General features: G+C 71.4%; 20 protein-coding genes. 7 read left to right on the top strand and 13 right to left on the bottom strand.

Going from position 1 to position 23890, the window contains the following annotated elements:
* Positions 1 to 204 precede the first annotated feature (204 nt).
* Positions 205 to 501 carry a hypothetical protein gene (locus B0I32_RS44010; protein WP_106249811.1) on the bottom strand — a complete coding sequence of 99 codons (297 nt, stop codon included), beginning with the start codon at positions 499 to 501 and terminating at the stop codon, positions 205 to 207.
* A gap of 127 nt (positions 502 to 628) precedes the next feature.
* Positions 629 to 1216, bottom strand: a complete 588-nt coding sequence (locus B0I32_RS44005) for a GNAT family N-acetyltransferase (protein WP_245956424.1) — start codon at positions 1214 to 1216, stop codon at positions 629 to 631.
* A gap of 236 nt (positions 1217 to 1452) precedes the next feature.
* On the opposite strand from B0I32_RS44005, the gene B0I32_RS44000 reads away from it, so the two are divergent.
* The 6 genes from B0I32_RS44000 to B0I32_RS43975 all read left to right on the top strand — a co-directional run bounded on the left by B0I32_RS44000 (position 1453) and on the right by B0I32_RS43975 (position 6573).
* A complete protein-coding gene (locus tag B0I32_RS44000; protein ID WP_106249809.1) occupies positions 1453 to 2085 on the top strand; it encodes a cysteine hydrolase family protein in 633 nt (210 codons plus the stop codon).
* A 188-nt stretch (positions 2086 to 2273) separates the two neighbouring features.
* Positions 2274 to 4073, top strand: a complete 1800-nt coding sequence (locus tag B0I32_RS43995) for an ABC transporter ATP-binding protein (protein WP_245956429.1) — start codon at positions 2274 to 2276, stop codon at positions 4071 to 4073.
* A gap of 103 nt (positions 4074 to 4176) precedes the next feature.
* Positions 4177 to 4638 (top strand): hypothetical protein, encoded by a 462-nt coding sequence (locus B0I32_RS43990; protein WP_219912316.1) that lies wholly within the window; start codon positions 4177 to 4179, stop codon positions 4636 to 4638.
* A gap of 71 nt (positions 4639 to 4709) precedes the next feature.
* Positions 4710 to 5174: a MarR family winged helix-turn-helix transcriptional regulator gene (locus B0I32_RS43985; protein WP_106249806.1), complete on the top strand. Its 465-nt coding sequence runs from the start codon at positions 4710 to 4712 to the stop codon at positions 5172 to 5174.
* A gap of 96 nt (positions 5175 to 5270) precedes the next feature.
* A complete protein-coding gene (locus B0I32_RS43980) occupies positions 5271 to 6176 on the top strand; it encodes an LLM class flavin-dependent oxidoreductase (protein ID WP_106249805.1) in 906 nt (301 codons plus the stop codon).
* A 133-nt stretch (positions 6177 to 6309) separates the two neighbouring features.
* Positions 6310 to 6573: a hypothetical protein gene (locus B0I32_RS43975; protein WP_106249803.1), complete on the top strand. Its 264-nt coding sequence runs from the start codon at positions 6310 to 6312 to the stop codon at positions 6571 to 6573.
* 353 nt (positions 6574 to 6926) lie between these two features.
* Here B0I32_RS43975 and B0I32_RS43970 read toward each other — a convergent pair whose 3' ends face one another.
* From B0I32_RS43970 to B0I32_RS43945, 6 genes are all read right to left on the bottom strand, one after another.
* Positions 6927 to 9422, bottom strand: coding sequence for a beta-galactosidase (locus B0I32_RS43970; RefSeq protein ID WP_245956422.1), 2496 nt, complete (start codon positions 9420 to 9422; stop codon positions 6927 to 6929).
* 51 nt (positions 9423 to 9473) lie between these two features.
* On the bottom strand, positions 9474 to 10769 hold the full coding sequence (locus B0I32_RS43965; protein WP_106249800.1) for an MFS transporter: 1296 nt from the start codon (positions 10767 to 10769) through the stop codon (positions 9474 to 9476).
* A gap of 424 nt (positions 10770 to 11193) precedes the next feature.
* Positions 11194 to 13392: a serine/threonine-protein kinase gene (locus B0I32_RS43960; RefSeq protein ID WP_106249798.1), complete on the bottom strand. Its 2199-nt coding sequence runs from the start codon at positions 13390 to 13392 to the stop codon at positions 11194 to 11196.
* A gap of 91 nt (positions 13393 to 13483) precedes the next feature.
* Entirely contained in the window at positions 13484 to 14881 is a 1398-nt protein-coding gene (locus B0I32_RS43955; protein WP_106249797.1) for an MDR family MFS transporter, read from the bottom strand.
* Between the two features lie 4 nt (positions 14882 to 14885).
* Positions 14886 to 15905 carry an NAD(P)/FAD-dependent oxidoreductase gene (locus B0I32_RS43950; protein ID WP_106249867.1) on the bottom strand — a complete coding sequence of 340 codons (1020 nt, stop codon included), beginning with the start codon at positions 15903 to 15905 and terminating at the stop codon, positions 14886 to 14888.
* Positions 15906 to 16004: 99 nt separating this feature from the next.
* Positions 16005 to 16511, bottom strand: coding sequence for a peptidase inhibitor family I36 protein (locus tag B0I32_RS43945; protein ID WP_106249795.1), 507 nt, complete (start codon positions 16509 to 16511; stop codon positions 16005 to 16007).
* Between the two features lie 197 nt (positions 16512 to 16708).
* Here B0I32_RS43945 and B0I32_RS43940 point away from each other — a divergent pair, with 197 nt between their 5' ends.
* Positions 16709 to 17185 carry a hypothetical protein gene (locus tag B0I32_RS43940; RefSeq protein ID WP_106249793.1) on the top strand — a complete coding sequence of 159 codons (477 nt, stop codon included), beginning with the start codon at positions 16709 to 16711 and terminating at the stop codon, positions 17183 to 17185.
* Between the two features lie 9 nt (positions 17186 to 17194).
* On the opposite strand, the gene B0I32_RS43935 is transcribed toward B0I32_RS43940, so the two are convergent.
* From B0I32_RS43935 to B0I32_RS60465, 5 genes are all read right to left on the bottom strand, one after another.
* Positions 17195 to 18979, bottom strand: a complete 1785-nt coding sequence (locus B0I32_RS43935) for a hypothetical protein (RefSeq protein WP_106249792.1) — start codon at positions 18977 to 18979, stop codon at positions 17195 to 17197.
* 194 nt (positions 18980 to 19173) lie between these two features.
* Positions 19174 to 19485, bottom strand: coding sequence for a hypothetical protein (locus B0I32_RS43930; protein ID WP_106249790.1), 312 nt, complete (start codon positions 19483 to 19485; stop codon positions 19174 to 19176).
* A gap of 164 nt (positions 19486 to 19649) precedes the next feature.
* Positions 19650 to 20852 carry an erythromycin esterase family protein gene (locus B0I32_RS43925; protein WP_106249789.1) on the bottom strand — a complete coding sequence of 401 codons (1203 nt, stop codon included), beginning with the start codon at positions 20850 to 20852 and terminating at the stop codon, positions 19650 to 19652.
* An 84-nt stretch (positions 20853 to 20936) separates the two neighbouring features.
* Positions 20937 to 22862, bottom strand: coding sequence for an APC family permease (locus tag B0I32_RS43920; protein WP_245956420.1), 1926 nt, complete (start codon positions 22860 to 22862; stop codon positions 20937 to 20939).
* A 658-nt stretch (positions 22863 to 23520) separates the two neighbouring features.
* Positions 23521 to 23859: a hypothetical protein gene (locus tag B0I32_RS60465; protein ID WP_245956414.1), complete on the bottom strand. Its 339-nt coding sequence runs from the start codon at positions 23857 to 23859 to the stop codon at positions 23521 to 23523.
* Between the last annotated feature and the right edge of the window lie 31 nt (positions 23860 to 23890).

Here is a 23890-nt window from a genome sequence, read left to right as displayed (position 1 = left end):
GTGGCCATGCCGACACGCGCAGCGCGGGCGATCGAGCCGAACGCTGCCCTGACCGGCTCTCCGGCCGCTGTGGTCGACCGCTGGAGCGGTGGATCTGCTCAAGCCCGACGGTAGCAGACGCTTGCTCTGTGCAAGAAAGAATGGTGACAAGAGAGTGTTGTGACGACTCTCGATCTCAGGATCGCCGGTAGCGCCCGGCCGGAGTCACGCCGCCTTCGCCGGGTGCCGCCGCTGGTGCGGGTGGCGGCGATGCGGGCAGGACGGCGCCGCGCCGGTACGGCCGCGGGTCTTGGGGGCCTCGGCCGCGAGGACGACCGGCTGCGCGGCCGGTCGGGGCTGCTCGCCGGGTACGGCGAGCGCCGGCTCGATCCGGAGCTCGACGGGCTCCGGAGCGGGTACGTGCGGCTGGGACGGGGCCGCGGGCAGCAGCACCTCCTCCAGTCGCTGCATGAGCATCAGTCCGGCCAGGATGAGCAAGGGGAGAGCCAGGACGGCCAGCATTCCAATGAACCTTCCAACGTCACTGTGGGCCAAGTCGCTTGTTGCCGACACTGCCCGGGACTTCGTCCGCTATGCGTGCGATCGCCGATCGGGCGTGTGTGGCGGGGATGCGCGTCATCCCGCCAGTTCAGCCCTGGTGGAGCCAGGTGCGCAGCGGGTCGCGCGCGCCCGCCCGGCTGATGGGCGGTTCCTGGGTGAGCACGAAGCCGGCGGAGCGGGCCACCGCCGCGCTGGCGGCGTTGTCCTCGGCGATGCGCAGGAGCACGCGGGTGGCGGCCAGCGGGTCGTAGGCGTAGCCGGTGATCAGCTGGATGGACCGGCGGGCCAGCCCCTGCCTGCGGTGCGCGGCGCCGATGGCGTAGGCCAGCTCCACCTCGCCGGCGCCGCCGGTGGCGAACAGCAGGATCTCGCCGAGCGGCCGCAGGCCGTCGACGGTGACGGCGAGCTGGAGCGACGTCCCGGCGGCGCGACGGCGGCGGGCCTGGTCGAGGTACGTCCGGGCGGCCGCCTGGTCGAAGGGCGCGCTGAGCGGCGTCCAGCGGGCGACGTCCGGCTCGTCGAACAGCTCGGCCATCGCGGGCACGTCGTCGTCGTCCCATTCGCGCAGGACGAGTCCGAGGTCGGTCAGCTGGACGGCGCCGGGAAGGGCGAGACTGCCGGGAACGGGCATGTCAGGACGGTCGGCGTCGGGACGGTCGGCGTGGGGAGTGGTCACAGACCTGGCTTTCGTCATGCGGGGACGGGATCGTCAGCGCCGGATGGTGCGCGTGCCGCATCTGGAGTGATTATCCCATAACTCACAGAAAGGGCGCGCCGCCGCGTCCGGCCGCGCCTCTCCTGATCGCCCGTTTCGCCAGGTCATGAGGGGTGAAGGTGGGTATATCGGCAGCAGGAGCGGATCCCGTACGGGCGGATCTTCCGCTTCGTCACCCGGACCTGAGGGAGAACGTCATGACCCGCGCCTACGGCCCAGGCAGCACGGCGGTGCTGCTGGTCGACCCCTACAACGACTTCATCTCCGAGGGCGGCAAGCTCTGGCCCCGGCTGCGGCCCGTGGCGGAGGCGGTCGGGCTGGTGGACCACCTCCGCGCCGTGGTCGCCACCGCGCGCGGCGCCGGTATGCGGGTGCTGTACGTCCCGCACCGCCGCTGGCGGCCGGGCGACTACGACACCTGGGACCATCCGAACCCGACCCAGCGCGGCATCCAGGAACGGCACTCCTTCGCGTACGGCACCTGGGGCGGGGAGTTCCACCAGGACCTGCAGCCGCACCCGGAGGACATCGTCATCCACGAGCACTGGGCGCAGAGCGGCTTCGCCAACACCGACCTGGACTTCCAGCTCAAGCAGCACCACGTCACGCACGTGGTGCTCATCGGCGTGCTGGCCAACACCTGCCTGGAGTCCACCGGCCGCTTCGCCATGGAGCTCGGCTACCACGTGACGCTGGTCCGCGACGCCACCGCCGCGTTCCAGCCCGAGATGATGCACGCCGCGCACCACCTGAACGGCCCCACCTTCGCGCACGCCATCCTCACCACCGGGGAGCTCGTCACCGCGTTCGCGGGCGACACCGCCGGCTGAGCCCGCCCGCCGCCCGGCCGCTCGGGGCCTGCCGCCCGCGTGTGCGCGCGGCGGAAAATCATTGGCTGTCCGGGCACTCGCTGCGGCAGCATGGCCACGGTGGGTCGCGGCGTTCGGGAGGGCCGATGTCTCAGCTCGAATCAGGGGAGGGCGCGAAAGACGGCCCGTCCGTAAGGAAATCAGCGGTGATGCTGGTCCTGCGCCACTACGGCGGGGAGCTCCGGCGTCAGTGGCGCGTCTCGGTGCCCGCGCTGGCGCTGCCGGCGCTGGGCAACGTCTGCCTCGCCTATCTGGCGCCGCTCGCGGTGGCCGGGCTCATCGGGCATCTGGCCGCCGGCGGCGACGGCTCGATCGGGGCGCTGCTGCCGTACGTGCTCGGCTTCGGCGGCCTGCTGCTGGCCGGCGAGGTGCTGTGGCGGGTGGGCCTGCACTTCCTCAACCGCACCGACGCCCGCGGCATCGAGCGGCTCGGCGTGATCGGCATGGACGAGCTGCTGGTCAAGGACACCGCTTTCTTCCACGACAACTTCGCCGGCTCGCTGACGAAACGGGTGCTCGGCTACTCCAGCAGGTTCGAGGACTTCGTCGACACGCTGACGTTCTCGATCATGGCCAAGCTGGTGCCGCTGATCTTCGCCTCGGTGGTGCTGTGGCGGTACCACCCGCTGCTGGTCGTCGTGCTCCTCGGCCTCATCCTGCTCACCGCCTTCCTCGTCGCCCCGCTCATCCGCCGCCGCCAGGCGCTGGTGGATCAGCGCGAGGCCGCCAAGGTCCGCGTGTCGGGCCACGTCGCCGACGTGCTGTCCAACATGGACACCGTGCGCGCGTTCGCCGCCGAGGGCCGCGAGGCGAGCGAGCACCGGGAGCGGATCGCCGAGCAGCGCCGGCTGTCGCTGCGCTCATGGGACTACGGCAACCTGCGGGTCGACACCGTCGTGGCCCCGCTGGCGGTCCTCACCAGCGCCGTCGGCCTGCTGCTCGCCGTGGCGCTCCGGGGTGGCCTGGGCGTGGAGGCCATCGTGGTGACGTTCACGTACTACACGAACACGATCAACATCATGTTCGAGTTCAACCAGATCTACCGGCGGCTGGAGAGCACGCTCACCGAGGCGGCCCAGTTCACCGAGCTGCTGCTGGAGCCGCCGACCGTGGTCGACCCCGCCGACCCGCAGCCGCTGCGCCCGGCCGACGCGGCCATCCGCTTCGAGCGGGTGCGATTCGGCTACGGCGACGGCCCGCCGCTCTTCGACGGTCTCGACCTCGACATCCCCAGCGGCACCAAGATCGGGCTGGTCGGCCAGTCGGGCGGCGGCAAGAGCACCCTGACCCGGCTGCTGCTGCGCCTGATGGACATCGACGGAGGCCGGATCCTGATCGGCGGCCAGGACATCGCCCGCCTGCGTCAGGCCGACCTGCGCAGCCTGATCGCGTACGTGCCGCAGGAGCCGGCCATGTTCCACCGGTCGATCCGCGACAACATCGGCTTCGCCCGGCCGGAGGCCACCGAGGCCGAGATCCTGCGGGCGGCGCGGGCGGCGCACGTCACCGAGTTCGCCGAGTCCCTGCCCGACGGCTTCGACACCCTGGTCGGCGAGCGCGGCGTCAAGCTCTCCGGCGGCCAGCGGCAACGACTCGCCCTCGCCCGGGCCATCCTGCGCGAGGCGCCGGTCCTGCTGCTGGACGAGGCGACCAGCGCGCTCGACTCCGAGAGCGAGGTTCTGGTCCAGGAGGCGCTGTGGCACCTCATGCGCGACCGGACCGCGCTCGTCGTCGCCCACCGGCTGAGCACCGTCGTCCGGATGGACCGGCTGATCGTGCTCAACCGGGGGCGGGTCGTGGAGCAGGGCACGCACAGTGAGCTGCTGGAGGCCGACGGTCCCTACGCCCGGCTCTGGCGGCACCAGTCGGGTGGCTTCCTGATCGACGACGAGCTCGACGACCGCGCCATCACGGATGCGGCCGACACCGCCGACGCCGTGCGCGGCTGACCGGGAGTGGGTCCAGCCCCACCCGCCCGTACGTACAGGCCCATACCGGGCCGTCCGTCTCCTCCGTAGCGTCGGCAGCACCGACGAGACGGAGGAGACGGACATGAGGAACATCGGTGAGGTCACCGCGCCCGGCCTGGACGATTCCCGCACCCGGGAGGCGTTCGAGCCGGCCCGCAAGTGTGTCGTGATCTACGGGGTGATAAGCGCCGTCACCCTCGCGACGGTCGCCGCGCTGTCGGCCGGCGGGGCGGAGGTGACCGCGTTCATGTGGGTGCGGGCGGTCATCCTGCTCGCCCTCGCCCCTGTGCTGCACCGGCTGATCGTCCGTGCCGCGCGGGGCGATAGGCGCGGCTTCGAGCGGGTGCGCGCGGTGAGCGTCATCATGCCGATCGCGATCGTCGGCGTCGACCTGATCCCGGGTCTCTGCCCGGTCTGGTACGCGGTGATGCAGGGCCTGAGCGCCCTGGCCCTGGTCGCCGTCGCCTTCGTCGTCCGTGGTGCGGGAGTGCGCGCCGCCTTTCCGAGCGCTCCTGGAGCCTCGCGCCGTACGGCGGAGCGCTGACATCACGGCACCGGCCGATCCGCATTCTGCGGTGATGATAGTTCGTGCCGCGAATTCGCTATTCTGGGCCGGTGGACGAGAACGAGGGTGGCCCGATCGGGCCGGTGAGCGCGCTGGTGCGGGCCACGTTCCTGGTGAACGCCGTGTACGCGGCCTCCGCCCGTGAATACGGCCTCACTTCCCAGCAGGGGCAGCTGCTGTGCGTCCTGATGGCGCAGCCGTACGGGATGAGCGAGCTCGGCGCGGTGCTCGGCCTGGCGAAGTCGAGCCTGACCGGACTGGTCGACCGCAGCGAACGCAACGGCCTGGTCCAGCGCAGACCGGACCCGCAGGACTCCCGCGCGGTGCGGGTGGCGCTCACCCGGCGGGGCGTCAAGGTGGCCGACGGCTTCCACGCCGAGACCTGCCGCCGGGTCGAGGAGCTGATCTCTGAGTTCGGACCGGCGGAGCGCGACACGCTCGCCGCTCTGCTCGGCCGGGTCGTGGCGGAGAACAAGGTGCCCACGGTCTTCCTGGAGCCGGATCGGGCCGGCTGACTTGCAGTTCGTATCACGAATCAATATGGTTCGTGATACGAACTCAAAGTGTCGCCAGTGATCGATGGTCTACGGTCGCGCACGGGGGAGAGAACATTGTCCGCACATGACGTCGTCTTCGGTTTCGGTACGCACCCCGGCATCGACGACATACCCGGGCTGCTGCGCACGGTCCAGCAGGGCGACCGGGACGGGCTCGACCACTTCAGCCTGTCCGACCACCCCTACCTCGGCGGGCGCCTCGACGCCTACGCCACGCTCGGCTTCGTCCTCGGGAGCACGCGGCACATCGCCGGCCTCGTCAACGTCACCAACGTGCCGACCCGGCCGCCGGCCATGCTGGCCAGGACGGTGACCTCGCTGTCGGCGCTGTCGGGCGGCCGCGTCGTGCTGGGCGTGGGCGCGGGCGGGCTGTGGGACCGCATCGCCGACATGGGTGTGCCCCGGCTCTCGCCCGGTGCCGCCGTGGACGCGTTCGAGGAGGCGATCACCCTGGTCAGGCTGCTGTCGGGCGGCGGCCCGCCGGTCACCTTCGAAGGCGCCCACTACCAGGTGCGCCAGATCGAGCCCGCCCCCGTCGCCGCTCCGCCCGTGTGGACCGGGTCCGTCGGCCCCAAGTCGCTGGCCGCCACCGGCCGGGTGGCCGACGGCTGGATCCCCGGTCATGCGGCCGACTGGCTCAGCGAGCGTTACCGCACCTCCCGGCCGATCATCGACGAGGCCGCGGCGTCGGCCGGCCGCGATCCGGGCGAGATCCGTACGATCTACAACCTTCCCGGCCGCATCACCGACCGGCCGCTGCCCGCCACCCGCGACGACGACGGCCGCTGGCTCGGCGGCTCGGCCGCCCAGTGGATCGAGGAATTGACCGGAGCGGTGCTGGAGCACGGCGCGTCGGGCTTCACGCTCTTCTCCGCCGACCACGGCGCCGCCGACGACACCGTGCTGGCCCGCTGGGCCCAGGAGATCGCTCCAGCCGTACGCGAGGCGGTCACTAGTTAGAACGCCATTTTCCGGTTCGATTTGTAGATCGATGATATTCAGCCGGAAATCGATGCGCCGAGCGCGTACAAGTACATGGAGCGGAATTAACCGGCTTCCTATCGTGAGCATCAATCCACGAAAGGAAGAGGTCATGCGAAAGATCCTCGCGGGCGGCGTCCTCGCCGCTTCTTTGGCACTCTCCGGTCTTGCCACCGCAGCCCCCGCCCAGGCGAGCACCACCACCACGGCCGGGGTCACCACTGCCAGTGACAGCGCCGGCTGCAAGCACGGCTACTACTGGCACAAGCACTACTACAAGAAGTGGTACAAGAAGGGCCACTGGTGGAAGGGCCACTACCACAAGAAGGGCCACTACCACACGTACTACAAGTGGCACTGCCACAAGAAGGGCTGAAAACCGCGAATGAAAGGGCCCGCCGGCGTCTGCCGGTGGGCCCTTTTCGCTGACTCAGCGTCTCGCATGTGGTCCGATAATCCCCGCTCAGCGGCGGCGGCGCCTGCGACGCGCACTCCTGCTGGTGTCGGATTCTCCGCTGCCGCCACCCGGAATCGGGTAGGGCCGGCGTGACTGCTGCACGCTTGTCAATCCCAGATAATGTAGCAACGACATGACATTCCCCCGAATGGATCATGTGCCGATCCCTCTTACGAACCGGTACTGCTTCGTTGTCGACACCTGTGCCAACCAGCCCCCTATGACGATGCTTCCCCCCGCGGTCCCCTCCAGGCGAATTCTCGCCCAGCCTTTTACCAGCCGCGTACCTGCCCGGGGGGCGACATGGGCGGGAGCAGGGCTCGCGACAGGCGAACCAGGGTGACGGAGCGCAGGTCAAGCACGCTGCCGCCCGGGTAGGACGTGGGGCGTGCCTGGGGCGAGACGTACACGGGCGCGTCCGCGCGCAGCGGCAGCAGCCGCAGCTCCAGGCCGCCGTGCTTCCTGAGCAGGTCGCGGAACCTGCGCAGGCCGATCTCCCAGACGGGGCCGTACCAGAACTGATCGGCCACGAGGCGGCCGCCGATGTAGGCCCGGCCGACGTCGCCGACCCAGTCCAGCCGCAGCAGCACCTCGTCCGCGTCGCCGGAGTCCGCTGGGACGTTCCGCGCGAACAGCTCCTCGGGGATGGTGATCCGGTAGACGGCGGCCTGGTCGAAGTCGGCGTCGGTGGGCGCGGAAGCCCGCCCGGAGGCGGCGTCGACGACCGGCCGCCGGGCCGGGCCCGCCGGTGCGACCAGCTCCACCCCCGCCTGCGGCGTCGGCCCGGGCGGGGGAGCGGGCAGCGGCAGGAGCCCGAACACGCCGTCGGTGCTGGTGGCGAACTCGGGCGCGGGGAAGATCCGGATCAGGTCGGTCCCGCCGTAGCAGGTCAGGCGTCCGTCGTCGATGACGGCCGGCCCGTCGCTCAGCACGAGCCGATCGGCGTCCCAGAGGCGGCCACGGGTCGCGGTGAGGGCGCTCGCGGCGTCCAGCACGAGAACGGCCGCCCGGCCTCCGGAGGCGTCGCTCACCCGAACCAGGCATCCGGGCCCCGGCCGCAGCCCCGTGACCACGACCCGGTCACCTTCCCGGCGCACGGTCACAGAGCCCTCGTCACCGGTCCCGGTCCCGGTCCCGGATCCGGATCCGGTCCTGGTCGCGGTCGCGGTCGCGGGATTCTCGTCCCCGGTCATCGCCGTGGGACCCTCGATCGCGGTCACCGTCGTGGCGTCGAAGACCAGCTCGACCGGGATCCCGGCCGTCTGCGTGAACACGTGCACCGGGTCCTCGGCGTCGATCACGCACATGGGCTGCGCGGTGGCCGTCAGCAGCAGGCTCCGTCCGACCGGGCGGGCGAGCGGCCAGGCGAAGTACGCACCTGACGGCACCGTCACCGGCTCGCTCGGGACGACGAGCTCGCGGCCGTCCAGCTCGACGGCGAACCGGACGCCGTCATGAGCGGGCAGCGTCTCGACGGGCTGATGGTTGTTGACGAACAGGAAGCCCGAACGACCGTCGGAGCGCACGCACCAGCGCAGCGTCTCCCGGTCGGCGGTGTCGGCCGGCGCGCCGGGCGGCATGGTGAGCGTCATCATCGCCAGGTCGGGGCCGTCCGCAGCCAGCCACAGGTGCTGCAGCCGCAGGTGGCGGTAGGACTCGCGGAACTGGCCGTACTCGCCGAGCGGCGCCTGGAAGTCGTAGTTGATCACCGGGCAGTCGTTGGGGTAGCCGGTGGCGTGCGACTCCTGGAGGGTGGACAGCTCGCCGATCTGCTGCGAGGCGCCGTGGTACATGTAGTAGCCCTGCCACACCGACCCGCTGCCCAGCTTTACCAGCGCGAGCGCGGCGATGTCGGCCGCCGTCACGACGGGACGGCGGTGGTAGGAGGTGTACATGCCGCCGCCCAGCTCGCAGGTGGCGAACGGGTAGCGCGCCAGGTGGCTCTCGTCCGAGCCGGCCGCCTCGGTGGTGCGCAGGTCCGCGCCGATGGAGTCGTCATCGCGGCCGGGGCCGAAGAAGTAGTGGGCCCGGCTCTGGCGCGGCCAGCCGTCGTGGGCGGTGTCCCAGGCGGCCTCGGGATAGCCGCCGAACAGCGGGATCAGCTCGTCCGCGGGAAGCCGCGCGTGCCCCCAGCCGGTGGCCGTCCACAGCGGCGCGTCGATGCCCGCCGCCCTGGCCAGGCGTTTGAGCGTGAGGAGGTGCCCGGGCTGGTCGTGCAGCTCGTTCTCGATCTGCACCGCCACCACCGGGCCCCCGTCCGCCCGGGTCAGCCCGGAGAGTTGCGCGCCGATCTGCTCGAACAACGGCCGCACCAGCGCGAGGTAGCGAGGATCGTCGGTACGTGGCACGCAGTCCGCCGCGAGCACCCAGTCGGGGAAACCGCCGTTGCGCGACTCCCCGTGCCCCCACGGCCCGATCCGCACCACCATGTCGAGGCCCAGCTCGGCGCAGGTGGTCACGAAGCGCCGCAGGTGGCGGTCGCCGCTCCAGTCGAAGACGCCGCGGCGCTCCTCGTGCAGGTTCCAGAAGACGTACGCGGCGACCACGCCCACGCCGCCGGCCCGTACCTTCAGCAGCTCCTCGCGCCACTCAGCGGCGGGATAGCGGCCGTAGTGGAACTCGCCCATCACGGGGAACCACGGCCGGCCCGCCCGGCTCAGATGGCGCGAGTTCACCGTGATCGCGTCAGGCCGATCGGGCGGATCGCCGAGCCGCAGCCGCCCTTCCAGGGGCGGAGGTACGTGCCCCGGCACACTCAGACGCCGCACGGGCGCACCTCTCCTCATTCGGCAGCGAACAGGCGGAAATACTACTGAAGCTCACAGCGCGGGCTGGCGACCGAGCCGCTCGCGCCCTCCCTGGTCGCCGTCGAGGTCCGAGCCGCGCTCCCGGCCGTGGTCGCCGTCGAGGTTCGAGCCGTGTCGCCGGTCGCGCAGGGCGATGGCCGCCACCAGGGCGAACGCGCCGACGCCGGTCAGTGCGGCCGTCGCGCCCGCCGGGCCCAGGTCGAAGAGCTGGCCGATCACCAGTTCGCCGGCGAAGGAGAACATGCCGGCGCAGAACGCCAGCACCCCGTAGTACGAGCCGAACCGCTCGGCCGGGGCGTGCCGGGTGACGCGCTGGAAGATCGACGGCTGGATGAGCCCGTTCGCCACGCCGTTCAGCACTGCGGCGATCATGAGCGGCCCCGGCTGCGTACCGTCCAGCGTGGCCAGCACGAAGAACGCCGCCGCCGCGCAGCACAGACCGGCGCGCAGCACCCACGGACGTTCGCCCCGCCGGCCCGCCGCCACGAACGGCTGCGCCGCGGCGGCCACGGCGGCCAGGACGCAGAAGCAGAGCGTCGCCGCGCCGGGCGCGAAGCCGAGCAGCGGCACGGCGGTCATGATGTGGTTGGCCAGCAGCGTCGTGGGCGCGGTCAGCAGCGCGAAGAGCAGGAACGAGCGGTCGCCGAGCACCGCCCGCACCCCGGCGGCCACCCCGCTGAACGGAGCCGGTGCGGGTTCGCGCCGGCCCTTGGGCAGCAGCAGGAACAGCCCGCAGGAGATCGTCCACATGGCGGCGGCGGCCCCGGCCAGCAGCGCGAACCCGGGTCCCGCGGCGAGCAGCAGCAGCCCGACGGGCGGGCCCGCGACCGTCGCGACGTGCTGCGCGGTGACGTACGCGGCGAAGCCCCCGGCCCGGTGCGCCGGCCCGGCGCCGGCCAGCAGCGTCTGGGCCGCCGGGTTGTAGAGCGCACCGCCCACCGCGATCACGACGGCCGCGCACAGCAACGTGCTCACCTCGCCCGCCGTACCGAGCAGCGCGAAGCCCAGCGCACGCAGCAGGCACGCGATCACCCCGGTACGGCGCGCCCCGAGCCGGTCGGTGAGCACCCCGATCGGCAGCAGGAGCGCGAACTGCAGGCCGGTACGCACCCCGAGCACCAGCCCCACCGTGCCGGCCAGCAGGCCGAGATCGTGCCGGAGGTGCGCGACGAGGTGCGCCATCACCGAGAAGAAGCCCAGGCAGGAGGAGAGCTGGATCACCACCACCGTGACGACCACCCGGCGGCCGGAGACGTCCTGGACGGGCGGGGGAGAGGTGGGAGCGGTGACGGTCACGGGAGTGAGCACACCAGAGAAGGATCCGGCCGGTCCAATATCGGTACGCGCCACGACCGATACCCGAAACCGTATAGGCCGCCCATCCCCGCAGGCCGCACCCCTCTGACAGCCCCACCCGTTCCCCACCGCAGCGCCAGATGCCGGCCGCCAGCCACCGGCCGCCGGGCACCGGATGCTGAGAGCCGGACACGGGCATCAGACGCCAGACCCCCGCGCCAGACGCCGTGCGCCAGAGGCCGGGCACCGTGCGCCGGGCACCGTGCGCCGGACACCGGATGCTGTGCGCCGGATACGGGCATCAGACGCCAGCCACAGGGCGCCATGCGCCAGACGCCGGGCACCGGGTGCCGGATGTCGTGCGCCGGGAAAACCGTGTCGCCTATTTGGCGTCGTTTCGTCCCGATGGCGGGAGCGTGCCTGCCGGCGCAGCTGGTCAGGGCGTCGAGTCGGTCCAGGTGTGCGTGTCGATGGTCACGTTCGCGTCCGCGTGGCTGATCCGGTACGGCTGGGTGAAGTCGACCGGGGCCGTCTTCAGCTGGGCGCGGTCGAAGGCGACGGAGATGCTGGCCCCCGAGATCACCGGCTTGGCCGCGACCGGGCCGGTCGCCGGCGTCCATGCGGCGCTCCACGCGCCGTCGCGGCCGGTGAACGACAGCACGAAGGTCCTGCCGTCCTGCTCGATGGAGACCGCCCACCGGCTCTGGCTCTTCCCGGACGGAGCCTTCCCCGGGATGGGACCGCCGGTGACGAACGCCAGCGTGACGCCGCCCTGGCCGCCGTTCGCCGCCGCCACCAGCAGGTCCGCGTACGGGGGTGTCTCACCCGAATCCGGCCCGCCCTTCACGTCCCCGGGTACGTCCTTCACCGCCGCGCTGCGGAAGCCCGGCTCGGGGATCGAGCACGTGAGGTCGGCCCGCGTGGTCCGGTCCGGCGTGACCCGGGCCGTCGTCGAACACGTCCTGCCGGCTACGGCCGTCTGGAGCCGGTAACCGCCCCGGGGCAGCGAGAACCGGAACCCGCGGCGGTCCGCGCGCCGGCTCGCCACCCGTTTGCCCTTGCCGGTGAAGACGTCGACCTGTCCGGGCTGGTATCCGTCCTGCTCCGGGTCGCCGGAGGACGGCCCGCCGCTGTGCACGATGCCGCCGACCAGCACCCCCTCGGCCGGAGGCGGGGGAGAGGGGTCCTCGGAGGGGCCGGTCTCCGGGGTGGTCTCGACGGGAGCGGGGGTCGTCGGCCGCTCGCGGGGCTCGTCGTCGTCGTCCCGTGTGTGGGTGAGGAGGTCGGGCGACGGGTCGGTGGCGATCGGCGGGGTCGGTCCTGCCTGCGCCTGGGACGCCGGCGACTCCGGGTGGTCGGTGCCCAGCAGGTTCCAGGCCGCCGTGGCCGCGATGGCCGTGGCGACGAACCCGGCTCCCACGCTCAGCGCCCACCGCCGTACCCGCCGCCCACCGGCCGGCGCGGGGAGGGTGGCGCGGTCCGTACCCGTCCCAGAGACCGCCGCACCACCAGCCGTGGCACGCCCGCCGACCGGCGCCCGCTCACCCGAGCCGGACCGCCCCGCCATCGGCGAAGAGCCGGTCGCCGAGCGGTCCCGTCGGTCGGAAGGGGGCGTAAGGTCCTGGTGATCCCCGACGTCCGAACGGTCCGACAAATCGGGCACGTCGTCGAATGGCGGACCCGAGGCTGATCGGTCCGCGAGTGACGGACCCGAGGCCGTTCGGTCCGCGAGCCACGGGCCGACGCCCGCGCGGTCCGCGAGCGACGGGCCGGGGGCCGCGCGATCTGCGAGCGACGGGCCTGGGGCCGCGCGATCCGTGAGAGCGCGGGCCGCCGCGGCCAGGGCACCGGCGCTGGGCCAGCGATCCGCCGGATCCTTGGCCAGAGCCCGCATGACCACCTCGCCCACCGCCGCCGGCACGTGCGCGGGCAGCGGCGCCGGCGCCTCGTTCACGTGCTTGAGCGCGATCGCGACCGCGTTCTCGCCCTGGAACGGCACCTGCCCCGTCAGGCACTCGTAGGCGACCACGCCCAGCGCGTACACGTCCATCGCCGTGCTGGGCGCGGCGCCCTCGGCCTGTTCGGGAGCGCAGTAGACGACGGTGCCGAGCACGATGCCGGTGGCGGTCAGCTTGCCGTCGCCCGCCGACCGGGCGATGCCGAAGTCGGTCAGCACGACGCTGCCGTCCGGCCGGATCACCAGGTTGCCCGGTTTGACGTCCCGGTGCACCACGCCGGCGTCGTGCGCGGCCTGCAACGCCTCGGCGGTCTGCGCGACCAGGTCCATCGCCGCGCCGGCCGGGATCCGCCCGCCGCGGGACAGCAGCAGATGCAGCGGCTCCCCGTCCAGATACTGCATGACCAGGTACGGGGTGCGCCGGCCGGACAACTCGGCGATGCCGAAGTCGAACACGGCCACCACGCCGGGATGGTCGATCGTGGCCATGGACCGCGCCTCGGCATGGAACCGGGCCGCGAACTCGGGATCGTCGGCCAGCCCCGCGCGGATGGTCTTCACCGCGACGACCCGGTCGAGCAGGAGGTCGTGCGCCCGCCACACCTCGCCGTGACCGCCGCCGCCGAGCCGTGACACGAGGCGGTAGCGATTCGCCAGCACGGTATCCGGACTGATCATGTTGCTGAGCCCCCGCCCTTCGCTCTGACACAAAGTGCCCGTTCATAGAAGACGGCTCATGCGGGTCAACGGTTCGAAGATCGGCCGATTTCTACGACGGAGCGTTCGCGGCGCGGACGGCCCGCGGCAGCAGGGCGACCAGCCCGAGCAGCACGACGGCGGCCGGAACGCCCCAGGCCAGCACGTCGGGGATGGCCGCCGCGGTCGCCGCCGGGCCGGGCGCGCGCCCCTGGAGTTCGCGGGTGAGCAGGCTGCCGAAGACCGCCACGCCGAGCGACAGCCCGAGCCCGCGTACGGACACCACGGCCGAGGTGGTGGCGGCCAGGTCGGCGGGAGGGGCCGCGTTCTGCGCGACGACGACCAGGTTCTGCATGAGCAGCCCGAACCCGACGCCCAGCACCGCGATCCCCGCCGCGAACAGCGGGTAAGGGGCGCCGGGAGCGAGCCGGCCCAGCACCGCGAACCCCAGCGCCGCGATGGCCGCACCGGCCATCAGGTAGGGCCGGAACCGCCCGCTCGCGCCGATGCGGGCCCCGGCCAGGGAGGAGACCGCCATGAACGGCAGCACGTACGGGTTCAGCGCCAGCCCCGCCTGCGTCGCCCCCATGCCGTACCCGGCCTGCAGATACGTGGGCAGGTAGACGATCGAGCCGCCGAGCAGCGCGCCCAGCAGCGCGGTGGCGGGCAGGGCGGCCCGCAGGGCGGGGTGGGCGAACAGCCGGAGCGGCAGCAGCGGGTCGGCCGCCCGCCGCTCCCGCCGGACGAACAGCACCGCCAGCAGCACCAGCGCGCCCACCAGCCCGAGGATCGTGCCGGATGTCCAGGCGTAGGTGCGTCCGCCCCACTCGGTCACCAGCAGGAGGCTCACCATGGCGCCCGCGAGCAGCGCGGCCCCGGCCAGGTCGGCCCGGCCGTGCGCGCCGGGGGTGGGCAGCCGCAGCGCGTACGCGGTCAGGGCCACGGCGAGCAGGGCGAGCGGCAGATTGACGTAGAAGATCCAGCGCCAGCCCCAGGCGTCGGTGATGGCGCCACCGGCGAGCGGGCCGCCCACGCTGGCCAGCGCGAACACGCCACCGGTGAACCCCTGCACCCGGCTGCGCAGCCGTGGCGGGTACAGCTCCGACAACGCGATCGTAGGCAGCACGAACAGCCCGCCGGCGCCGACGCCCTGCAGCGTCCTGGCGGCGATCAACTCCGGCATCGACTGCGCCAGGCCGCACAGCGCCGAGCCCGCGGCGAACACGGCGACCGCCGTGATGAACACGGTGCGCCGCCCGAACCTGTCGCTGACCCGGCCGTAGAGCGCGCCGGTCGCGGTCGAGGCCAGCACGTACGAGGTGACGACCCAGCCGATCGCGTCCATGCCGCCCAGGTCGGCGGCGATGTCGGGCAGCGCGATGGCCACCACCGTCTGGTCGAGCACCGACAGCAGCATGCCGATCAGCAGCCCTGCGGTGGCGAGGGGGACGTTGCCGTTCCGGGAGGACACGGTCTCAGCCCTCCCGCCGCGCGAACGGGTCGGGCAGGCCGAAGTCCTCGCCGAGCAGGTCCTGGTCGATGGCCCCGCCGGCCAGGGTGCCGCTCGCCGCTGCGGCGATCACCGCGGCCAGCGGCACGGGAACGGTGCGCCGCCGGGCCATGTCGCCGGCCGCGTACACGCCGGGCACGCTCGTCCGGCCGAACTCGTCGATCTCCACGCACCCGTCGGCGAAGGCCGCGCAGCCCAGGCGGGCGGCCAGATCGGAGCGTTGCCGCGGCACGTTCGCGACGAACACCGCCGCCCGTTCCAGCGGCGGGCCGCCCTCGAACACGATCCGTTCCAGCCGTCCGTCCGTGCCCTCCAGCCGGGTGACGGGTTCGCACCGCACCGCCACGCCGTACGCGCTCAGGGTCTCCCGCGCGCCCTGGGCGAGCGGCTCGCCGCCGGTGCAGAGCACGACGCTCGCGGCGAACCGGCTCAGCTGCAGCGCCAGCCGTACGCGGGCGGGCCCGGCGCCGAGCACCGCGACCGGCAGGCCGGTGCACTCGTAGCCGTGGCAGTAGGGGCAGTGGAAGGCCGAACGCCCCCACAGCTCGGCCACTCCACGCGGCCCGGACAGCTCGTCCGCCAGCCCGGTGGCCAGCAGCACCCGCCGCCCCTCGACCGCCCCACCCCCGGACAACTCCACCCGAAACCCACCGCCTGCCGCGCCGGCGGCCGGAACGGCCTCCACCTCGTCAGCGGTGACCGTCCCCACGGCCTCCGAGCCGGAACCGCTCCCCACCGCCTCCACCGTGGCGACCGTCTCCGCCAGCGTCCGGATTGCCGGATATCCGGCCAGCTCCCGCCGGCCGAGCGCACGCAGCTCGTCCGGCGGGATCCCATCCCTGGTCAGAAAGTTGTGCACGGTCTCGGCCCGGGCATTTCGCCCCTCCCCGGCGTCGACCAGCAGCACGGTGCGGTGCACCCGTCCCAGCATGAGCGCCGCGGCCAGACCGGCCGGACCTCCGCCGGCGATGACGACGTCGTACATCGTTGCCTCCATGAGTTCGCACGTCCTGAACGGAGGCAAGTCTGCAAGTTAAGGTCAACATGAAGTCAAGCGACCGCACGCGGACCTATGAACGGGCGATCAGCTGGTGTAGCCGCGTGCCGCGTAGTCGTAGGCGTCGTTGTACCGGACGTACGCCTTCTTGCCCTCGAAGGGCTGGAACTGGTCGGGCTGCCACTTCTTCTTGTTCTTGAGGAAGTAGTTGTCGGACGGACACTTACCGCGAGCCCAGAACGAGGAGATCTTGTCACGCCACCATTTGGTGAACTCGTACTTCTTGCACTTGGACGCGGACGCCTTCCACTGGGCCATCGCGCCGCGCCAGTTCGAGTCCGTGTAGACGCAGTAGTACCCGGCCTTGCAGTCCTTCGCCGTGGCCGAAAGCAGCACGCTGACCGCGCCGCTCTCATAGGAGATCTCGTTGTTGCTCACCTTGGTCCCGTTCGGGAAGGCCGCCATGTACGCCTCGACCGCGGCGGAACTGCCGACGGCGGCCTGGGCCGGAATCGCGCTGGAGGCGACGACCCCGGCGGCGACGGCGACCCCGGCGATCTTCAGCGTTCTGACGAGAAGCGGATGCTGGCTCATTTCGTCTCCCTCTCCGTGTGGTCGCCCCGAAGATAGACACGCCGATGTTGAGCCCCCGTTGAGTCCCCGTTGACTCCGCCCTCGCCGGGCCGCCAGGCCATACCTCCAGGGCATGAAGGGGCGAACGGCTGGCGCCCACACCTGGGCTGGGTCAGGATTGCATCATCTGTCGGCACGGCCGTTCACGGAGGTATGGCATGCGCGCCCGATGCGTGGCCGTGGTGGCGTGCGTACTGGTCTCGGCGTCCTGCTCCGCCGGGCCCTCACTCGGCGACGCCGTGGCCGAACTGCGGAAGGACACCCGCACTCTGGAGACGGACGACGTCTTCAAGAATCCGCTCAAGAAACTGACCATCCTCGAACGCCCGGACAAGGACGTCCCTTGCGGCGAGGGACGGTTCAAACGGGTGATGCGCGCCACGGCCGACTACGAACGCGCCGCCGGTCAGACCACGGACGCTTACCTGAACCTGGCCCAGAGCCTCATGGAGGACACCCTCGCCCTGCCGCGATTCGGATACACGGTGACGTCCGACCCCGGTCAGCGGGACAAGCCGGCGGCCCGGGTCATCCGGGGGGTGAAGGACGAGGCGGGGGTGACGATGACCGTGGACGTACGGCCCGACCCCCCGACGTGGTCCATCCGCGCGGAGACCGGCTGCTTCGCCTCCTGACCATCGTCGTCAGCTCCAGATGTCGATGACGTCCCGGGACAGGGTGCTCGTGCCCAGCCGGGCGGAGTCCTCCATCTTCGCGTCGAACCTGGGATTGTCGTCCATCCACCGTTCGTACCTCGCGAGTTTGTCCCTCAGGGTCTTCTCGCGGTCGCCGTTCCAGGCCTCCCTGGTGGCCTCCGCGACGATCTCGTCGTAGGTCTTGAGCCGGCCGGTCGTGCCGCTGATCAGTTCGGGAGGTGGCGCGCTCGCCGGGAATCCCGCTTCGTACAGCATGCCCGCCAGGTCGTAGCGGTGCCGTACGACGTAGTCCAGCTGCTTGGCCTCCAGTTTCTCGGCCCGGGTCTCGAAGCTGTCGGCCCATCCGTCCAGCGCGGTGCTGATCCCGTACGCCTTGGCGACGTCCCATGCCGCGTTGACGACCCTCTCCCTGACGACGGCACCGCCCAGGCCGGCCAGCTCGCCCACCGGAAGCTTGTCGATGCCCAAGGAGAAGGTGTTCTTGACGATGTCGCGCAGGAGCTCGTCCTGCGCGTCCATCTCGCCCCGCACCTCGCTGATCGCCTTGTACTCGATCCCGCCGAAGTCGCCGAACACCTTGCTCACCGTCTCGAACTGACCGGTGTCCTGACCTCTGTCCATGCGGGCGGCGGAGACCATGGTGTCGTGGTAGAACGTGGCCATCGCGGCATCGAAATCACCGGTGGCCCGTTCGTCGGCGGCGAACGTGCGCAGGAAACGGTAGGTGTCGCCCGGGCTCAGATGGAAGGACGGCGTGACTCCGGCCACGTCGGTCCATCCCTCCGGCGCGCCGATCGTCGACGAGCGGTAGAGCGCCCGGTCGATCCGCGTCCCCGTGACCATCTCGTGGGCGTACGACTTGGCGATCGCACTCATCGAGTCGGCGGCGGTGAGCGGCAGATCCTCGCCGAAGGAGCCCATGGCGGCGATGGTGTCGAACGCGAAGGCGGCGGCTTCGGGGGAGTGCCGGCCGGGCCGCTCGTCCACGGCCTCGGACCCGTCGGCCAGCACGCGGCCGAGAGAGTCCGCGACCCGGTCGCCGTAGCCGTGCCCTTTCGCGTACTGGACGAAGAGCTTCATCTTGTCGGTCTGTGAGAGCCGCACGTCGTCGCCGCCCATGCGGGCGAACGTGTCGCGGATGACGGCTCCGTCGCCTTCGAGCAACGACAAGGCCATGGCCACGGTGTCCGGGGGAAAGCCGTAGGCGCTGACGTCGGTGACGGTCCCGGCGCGGAAATCCCCACGCGGGCCGGCCACGAACTCGTCGAGCGCCAGGGCGCGGGCGGCGGACGCGCGATAGGAGGCCGGAGCGCCGGATCCTTTGAGCAGGGCGAGGCGGTTCCAGGCGACGTCCCGTCCGGCGGGCTTGAGCAACTGGCTCCTGACTTTCGCGAAACCCGGGATGACGGTGGGTGCCGCGAGAGCCGCGCCGAGGGCCCGGCTGAACGCCGTCAGGTCCTCATTGGCGGTCGAACTGCCGGTCGCGGCGATGATCTGAGGCAGGTCGTCGCGGATGTGGGGCGGCAAGGAGGCGTAGAAGGCGGCGGCGGCCTGGGGATCCTTCTTCAGAGCCGCGATGTCGTCGGCGTACGCGTGGATCTCCGCGGCCTGATCGCGTTGCTCGTCCTTCGTCCTGGTGCTGAAGACGCCGGCCACATTCTTGGCGAGGCGGCGGGCCCGTTCGAGGTCGTCCAGGTCGTCGGGCAGCAGCAGGAAACCGGCGCTCGCGCCGTCGCCCAGCTCCTCGATCGTCTCGACGCGATAGGCCAGCATGGAAAGCTGACTCTTCCCCCAATCGGCGATGTCGCGTATTTCGCGGAATATCGTAGTGCCCATGTCGTGCCGGCGAAAGCCGGCCTCGAACTCCGCGCAGAAAGCGGTGAGTGTGTCGATTCCACTTTCCAGCGAGCGCGACATTCGTTCCATTCTCCGCGGATCAACACCGCAGAACTCGTTTACCGGAGTCGTCATGGGATCCTGCCCGCCATCTCGCGCCGGATGTTGTTCGCCTCCGCAGCGGTCACCTGGGACGGATGACGGCCCAGCTCCTCCTCCAGGGTGTTGACCACCTGCTCGGCCAGCCGGGTCAACCGGTGATGGCGAAACTCCAGGTCATGCGTCCACTTTCTGGCTGTGGGCCCCGTCCATACCTGATGGGAGTACATGTCGGCGACTGGGGCGTGGTAGGCCGTCCGTACGCGGGCGGCCTGGTCGCGAGCGCGCGTGAGAAGCTCGCGGAGCACCACGTGCCTGGGATTGGGCACCAGCGGCTCGGCCATGACGGTCTCCCTGGGCCTGACTCCAGAAAATGGTCAACGTGAACCGTAGACCGGCTAATTGCCGGCGGCAAGCGATAAGCCCGCTTGGCTATGGGAATGGCGGACGTCGCCGGTCGGCGCAATTGCGCGACCGGCACCTTCTGGCGCCGGTCGCGGGCGGTGGGTCAGGACGCCGGCAGGTCCTTGATGTAGAGGAGGCCGTCGTACGTGGGCAGGTGGGTGGGGTTCAGGGGGATGTAGCCGTAGTACGGGGATTCGCGGGGGGCCGGGGTGGCGGGGAGGGTGGTGGTGAGGTGGCGGGTGTCGATGAGGTGGCGGTCGCCGGGGAGCTGGTGGAGGAGGCCCTGCAAGGTGTCGGGAGGTGGGGCGGGGACGTCGTGGTGGCTGATGGTGCCGACATCGGTGGCCAGGAAGGCGTAGTCGTCGCCGAGGCGGGGGCTCACCAGCGCGCCGGCGCCCCACCAGTCGAACGGCTGGTCGTTCATGGTCAGCGTGCCCTTGTCGCGCTGGAGGTGGGTGTTGTGGGCGTAGACCAGGGTCGGGCCTCGTTCGGCCAGGGCGAGGAGGTTCTCGGCCATCATCGTGTCGCGCACGCTCGCCAGCCGGGCCCAGCGGGCCGGTGACGTGTCGGCCATCCCGTAGTGGTAACGCAGCAGGCCGGTGGCGGTGCGGCCGTACAGGCGGGCCCGTTCGAGCTCTTCAGGGGTTGAGGTCGCGATCAGGTGCGGCAGGGACGCGTCGAACAGCGCCACCAGGTCGTCGGCGAGCAGCCGCAGCTGCTTGGCGTCGTCGGAACGGCCTACGGACCGGGACGGTTCCCAGGCGGCGGCGGGGTCGGTCCAGCGTTCGTCGGCGCCGATCAGCTGGTCGAGGGTGCCGGACGTGCAGGGGAGCAGGGCCGGCTCGACGCGGGCGGCGAGGTAGCCGTGCAGGGCGGTGAGGACCTGCCGGGGGCTCGCGGCGGCCTCGATCTCCAGCGGGCCGTCGAAGCCGGCGAAACGCAGCTGCTCGGAGGCGGGCCTGCCGTCGTTGTACGCGCGCATCCAGCGCACGAGCTCGCGGTTGCCCGGGGACGCGCCCCATCCGTGGCTGATGCCGCGCGCCACGACCTCGTCGAGCGTGCCTGTGCCCGAGGTGACGTAGTCGTCCACGGCCAGGCCCGTCAGGCAGTCGCTCTCAAGGGCGATGATCCGGTACCCGTCCTGCTCGACGAGCTGCCGGAAGAGGTCGTTGCGTACGTCGAGCAGGAGCTCCTCTCGGTGGGTGGGTTCGCCGAGGGCGAGCAGGCGCGGCCGGGCCGGCAGGAGTCTGGCGACGGTGGCGGCTTCGACGGCATGGGCGGATTCTTCGATCAGGCCGATATCCATACCTTCAACGGTATCGTTGAACTTTCGGTGTGAACTTTGGCCGATGCTCCCGTGGTCGCGGCGTTGAAAGCTTCAAACAGGTGGTCAGCCGACGTGGACGAGCGGGCGGCGGGCGGGGTCCGGCTCGGCCTGGCGGAGCACCTCGCGGGTCAGGGGCGGCACGTCGCCGCCGCCGAAGACCAGGTAGCGCAGCAGGGCCCCGATGGGGTTGCCTTCGACGGCCCAGTGGAAGTAGACGTGCGGCGTCTTGCCGTACCTGTCGCGCAGGTGCAGCAGCAGGGCGGCGATGGAGTTGGCCACGGTGGTGCTCTGCAGGCGCAGGACGCGGAAGCCGTGCCGCTCCTCGCCGACCACGCGCAGCTCGCCGGCGAACTCCGAGGCGTCCGGGATGGTCACCTCCAGGAACAGCAGGCCCTCACTGGTACGCAGGCGATGCAGCTCCCACGCCTCGCGGGCCTTGTCCACGTACTCCTTGGCGTCGCGGGTGTGCGGCTCGTTGGCGATCAGGTAGATCTCGCCGGCCTCGTTGATGAAGCGGCGGGCGCAGTCGTCCAGGCTGATGGTGGTGACGCGCAGTTCGGTGGAACGGGTGGCGCGGGAGACGAGCGAGATGACCACGATCGCCAGGACGAACAGCAGGGCGATGACCAGGCCGTCGGGCCGTTCGATGATGTTGGCGACGGTGGCGTAGGCGAAGATCAGGCTGATGAGCCCGAAGAAGGCGGCGGCCTTGAGCCGGCGCCCGGTCCAGGCGGCCAGGGTGACGGCGACGCCGGCCGACAGGATCAGGGCCAGCACCCCGGTGGCGTACGCGCCGCCCTGGGCCTCCACCTCGGCGCCGAAGACCAGCGTGATGAGGAACGCGATGCCGGTGAAGACCAGCACCATGGGCCGGGTGGCGCGGGTCCAGTCGGGGGCCATGCCGTAGCGGGGCAGGTAACGCGGGACGATGTTGAGCAGCCCGGCCAGGGCGGAGGCCCCCGCGAACCACAGGATCGCGATGGTGGACAGGTCGTACGCGGTGCCGAACCAGTCGCCCAGGTAGAGGTGGGCCAGGTAGGCCAGGGCGCGGCCGTTGGCCGAACCGCCCTCCGCGAACTCCGCCGCCGGGATGAGCACGGTGGTGGCGACGCTGGAGGTGATCAGGAAGACGCTCATGATGACGGCGGCGGTGGTCAGCAACTTGCGCGCTCCCCTGATCCGTTCCGCGAGCTCGCCCTTGACCAGGGGCATGACCGCCACGCCCGTCTCGAACCCGGACAGGCCGAGGGCCAGCTTCGGCATCACGTACAGGGCGACGGCCACCATGGCGATCGGGCTGGAGTAGTCGGAGGCGAGCACGTCCCGCCAGCCGGCCACCTGCTCGGGCCGGGTCAGCACCCGCTGGACGGCGGTGCCCACGACGACCAGGTTGAGCAGCAGGTAGACGGCGACGAGGACGACCGCGATGGAGATGGCCTCGCTGAAGCCGGTCAGGAACACCCCGCCGAGCGCGGCGATCAGGGCCAGGGTGACCGGCACCTGCCAGCCCGCCCAGGAGTGCGGGACGAAGGGATTGTGCAGGATGTGCGCGGTCGCGTCCGCCGCCGACAGCGTGATGGTGATGACGAACGCGGTCGCCACGAACCCGAGCAGGAACAGCACCAGCAACTTGCCGCGCCAGCCGGGCAGCAGCCGTTCCAGCATCGACAGCGAGCCCAGCCCGTTGGGGCTGTCGGCGGCCACCTTCCGGTAGACCGGCAGCGCGCCCAGCAGCGTCAACGCCACCAGCAGCAGCGTCGCCACGGGGCTGAGCGCGCCGGCGGCCAGCGCGGCGATGCCCGGCTGGTAGCCGAGGGTGGAGAAGTAGTCGACGCCGGTCAGGCACATCACCTGCCACCACCGGTGCCGGTGCCCGGCGGGCTCCTCTGCGGGACGGTTCACCGGGGTCTCGGGGGTGGGCAGGCCCTTGAGCAGCCACCGCCGCAGCGGCGTGTCGGGCACGGCCGCACGCTGGTCCACCTCGGTCACCTGGGTCCTTCCGTCGTCAAGGAGACGTCCGGACGAAGACACTAGTGAGGCAAGTGCGGGTATCAGCGTGATCGTGCCGTCAATAAAACGTCAATATTCGGGCGGTGGCTGAGCCTGGATCGCGGGTGGGTCGGTTGTGAGGGTCGTGCCTGTGGGTGGGGCGGCGGTGGGGGTCGTGCCCGCGAGATGGTCGGCTGTTGGGGAGCTCACGTGTGGGTTGAGGACCTGCGGGGTGTGAGGTTGCGCCCGTGGGAGAACTGGCCGTAGGGATCGCACCCGTGGGAATTGCGCCCGTGGCCGGGTCGATTGTGGAGACGCGCCCGTAAGACGGTCGGCTATAGGGAGCTCGTCTGCGGGCGCGCGGGCTTGAGCCCCGTGGGAAGGGCCGGTCGTGGGGCGCACGTCCGTGAGCGGGTCAGCCGTGGGAATTGCGCCGGTCAGGTCGGTTGTGGGGGTCGTGCCGCGAGACGGTCGGCTGTAGAGGAGCTTGCTTACGGACGCGCGGGGCCCGCGAGATGGTCGGCTGTAGGGAAGCTCGTCTCCGGGTCTCCGGGTCTCCGGGTCTGCAGGTCTCCAGGTCTCCGGGCCCTTGCGGGTTGCGCCCGTGGGAGAAGGGCCGTGGGGGGGCGCGGCCGTGGGTAGTTCGGTTGTCCGTACGTCAGGTGCGGGCGGGGCGGATGAGGAGGCGGCCGTAGGGGAGTTCGCCGGTTACCTGGACGTGGAGTTCGCCGGGGCGGCGGCGGCCGGGTGCCTTGCAGGACACTCGGCCCCAGGCGGACTGTACGCCGTCGGTGTTCGCGCTCGCGCCGGCGGGCACGATGATCGTGGCGTGGCCGTAGGCGAGGTAGAGCGCGATGTCCACCTGCGTGTGCCGGATGACGGCCCGCGACAGGTCCAGCCGCACCCTGCCGTACGCGGACTCGATGTGCAGCCGGCGGGGGACGTTCCAGTCGCCCGACCGCTTGAGGCCGCCGCCGATCGACTGGAGTTTGACCACCTCGTCGTGGTGTGGCAGGTCGGCGGTGACG

Source organism: Nonomuraea fuscirosea (genome assembly GCF_003001935.1).
Classification (GTDB): Bacteria; Actinomycetota; Actinomycetes; order Streptosporangiales; family Streptosporangiaceae; genus Nonomuraea; species Nonomuraea fuscirosea.
This window is presented reverse-complemented; position numbering and strand designations above follow the sequence as displayed.

Bases quoted from the DNA above. Each gene is read 5' to 3' on its own strand.
- B0I32_RS44010 (WP_106249811.1), bottom strand. From the start codon at position 501: ATGCTGGCCGTCCTGGCTCTCCCCTTGCTCATCCTGGCCGGACTGATG.
- B0I32_RS44000 (WP_106249809.1), top strand. From the start codon at position 1,453: ATGACCCGCGCCTACGGCCCAGGCAGCACGGCGGTGCTGCTGGTCGAC.
- B0I32_RS43995 (WP_245956429.1), top strand. From the start codon at position 2,274: ATGCTGGTCCTGCGCCACTACGGCGGGGAGCTCCGGCGTCAGTGGCGC.
- B0I32_RS43990 (WP_219912316.1), top strand. From the start codon at position 4,177: ATGAGGAACATCGGTGAGGTCACCGCGCCCGGCCTGGACGATTCCCGC.
- B0I32_RS43975 (WP_106249803.1), top strand. From the start codon at position 6,310: ATGCGAAAGATCCTCGCGGGCGGCGTCCTCGCCGCTTCTTTGGCACTC.
- B0I32_RS43960 (WP_106249798.1), bottom strand. From the start codon at position 13,392: ATGATCAGTCCGGATACCGTGCTGGCGAATCGCTACCGCCTCGTGTCA.
- B0I32_RS43950 (WP_106249867.1), bottom strand. From the start codon at position 15,905: ATGTACGACGTCGTCATCGCCGGCGGAGGTCCGGCCGGTCTGGCCGCG.
- B0I32_RS43945 (WP_106249795.1), bottom strand. From the start codon at position 16,511: ATGAGCCAGCATCCGCTTCTCGTCAGAACGCTGAAGATCGCCGGGGTC.
- B0I32_RS43940 (WP_106249793.1), top strand. From the start codon at position 16,709: ATGCGCGCCCGATGCGTGGCCGTGGTGGCGTGCGTACTGGTCTCGGCG.
- B0I32_RS43935 (WP_106249792.1), bottom strand. From the start codon at position 18,979: ATGCTGGCCTATCGCGTCGAGACGATCGAGGAGCTGGGCGACGGCGCG.
- B0I32_RS43930 (WP_106249790.1), bottom strand. From the start codon at position 19,485: ATGGCCGAGCCGCTGGTGCCCAATCCCAGGCACGTGGTGCTCCGCGAG.
- B0I32_RS43925 (WP_106249789.1), bottom strand. From the start codon at position 20,852: ATGGATATCGGCCTGATCGAAGAATCCGCCCATGCCGTCGAAGCCGCC.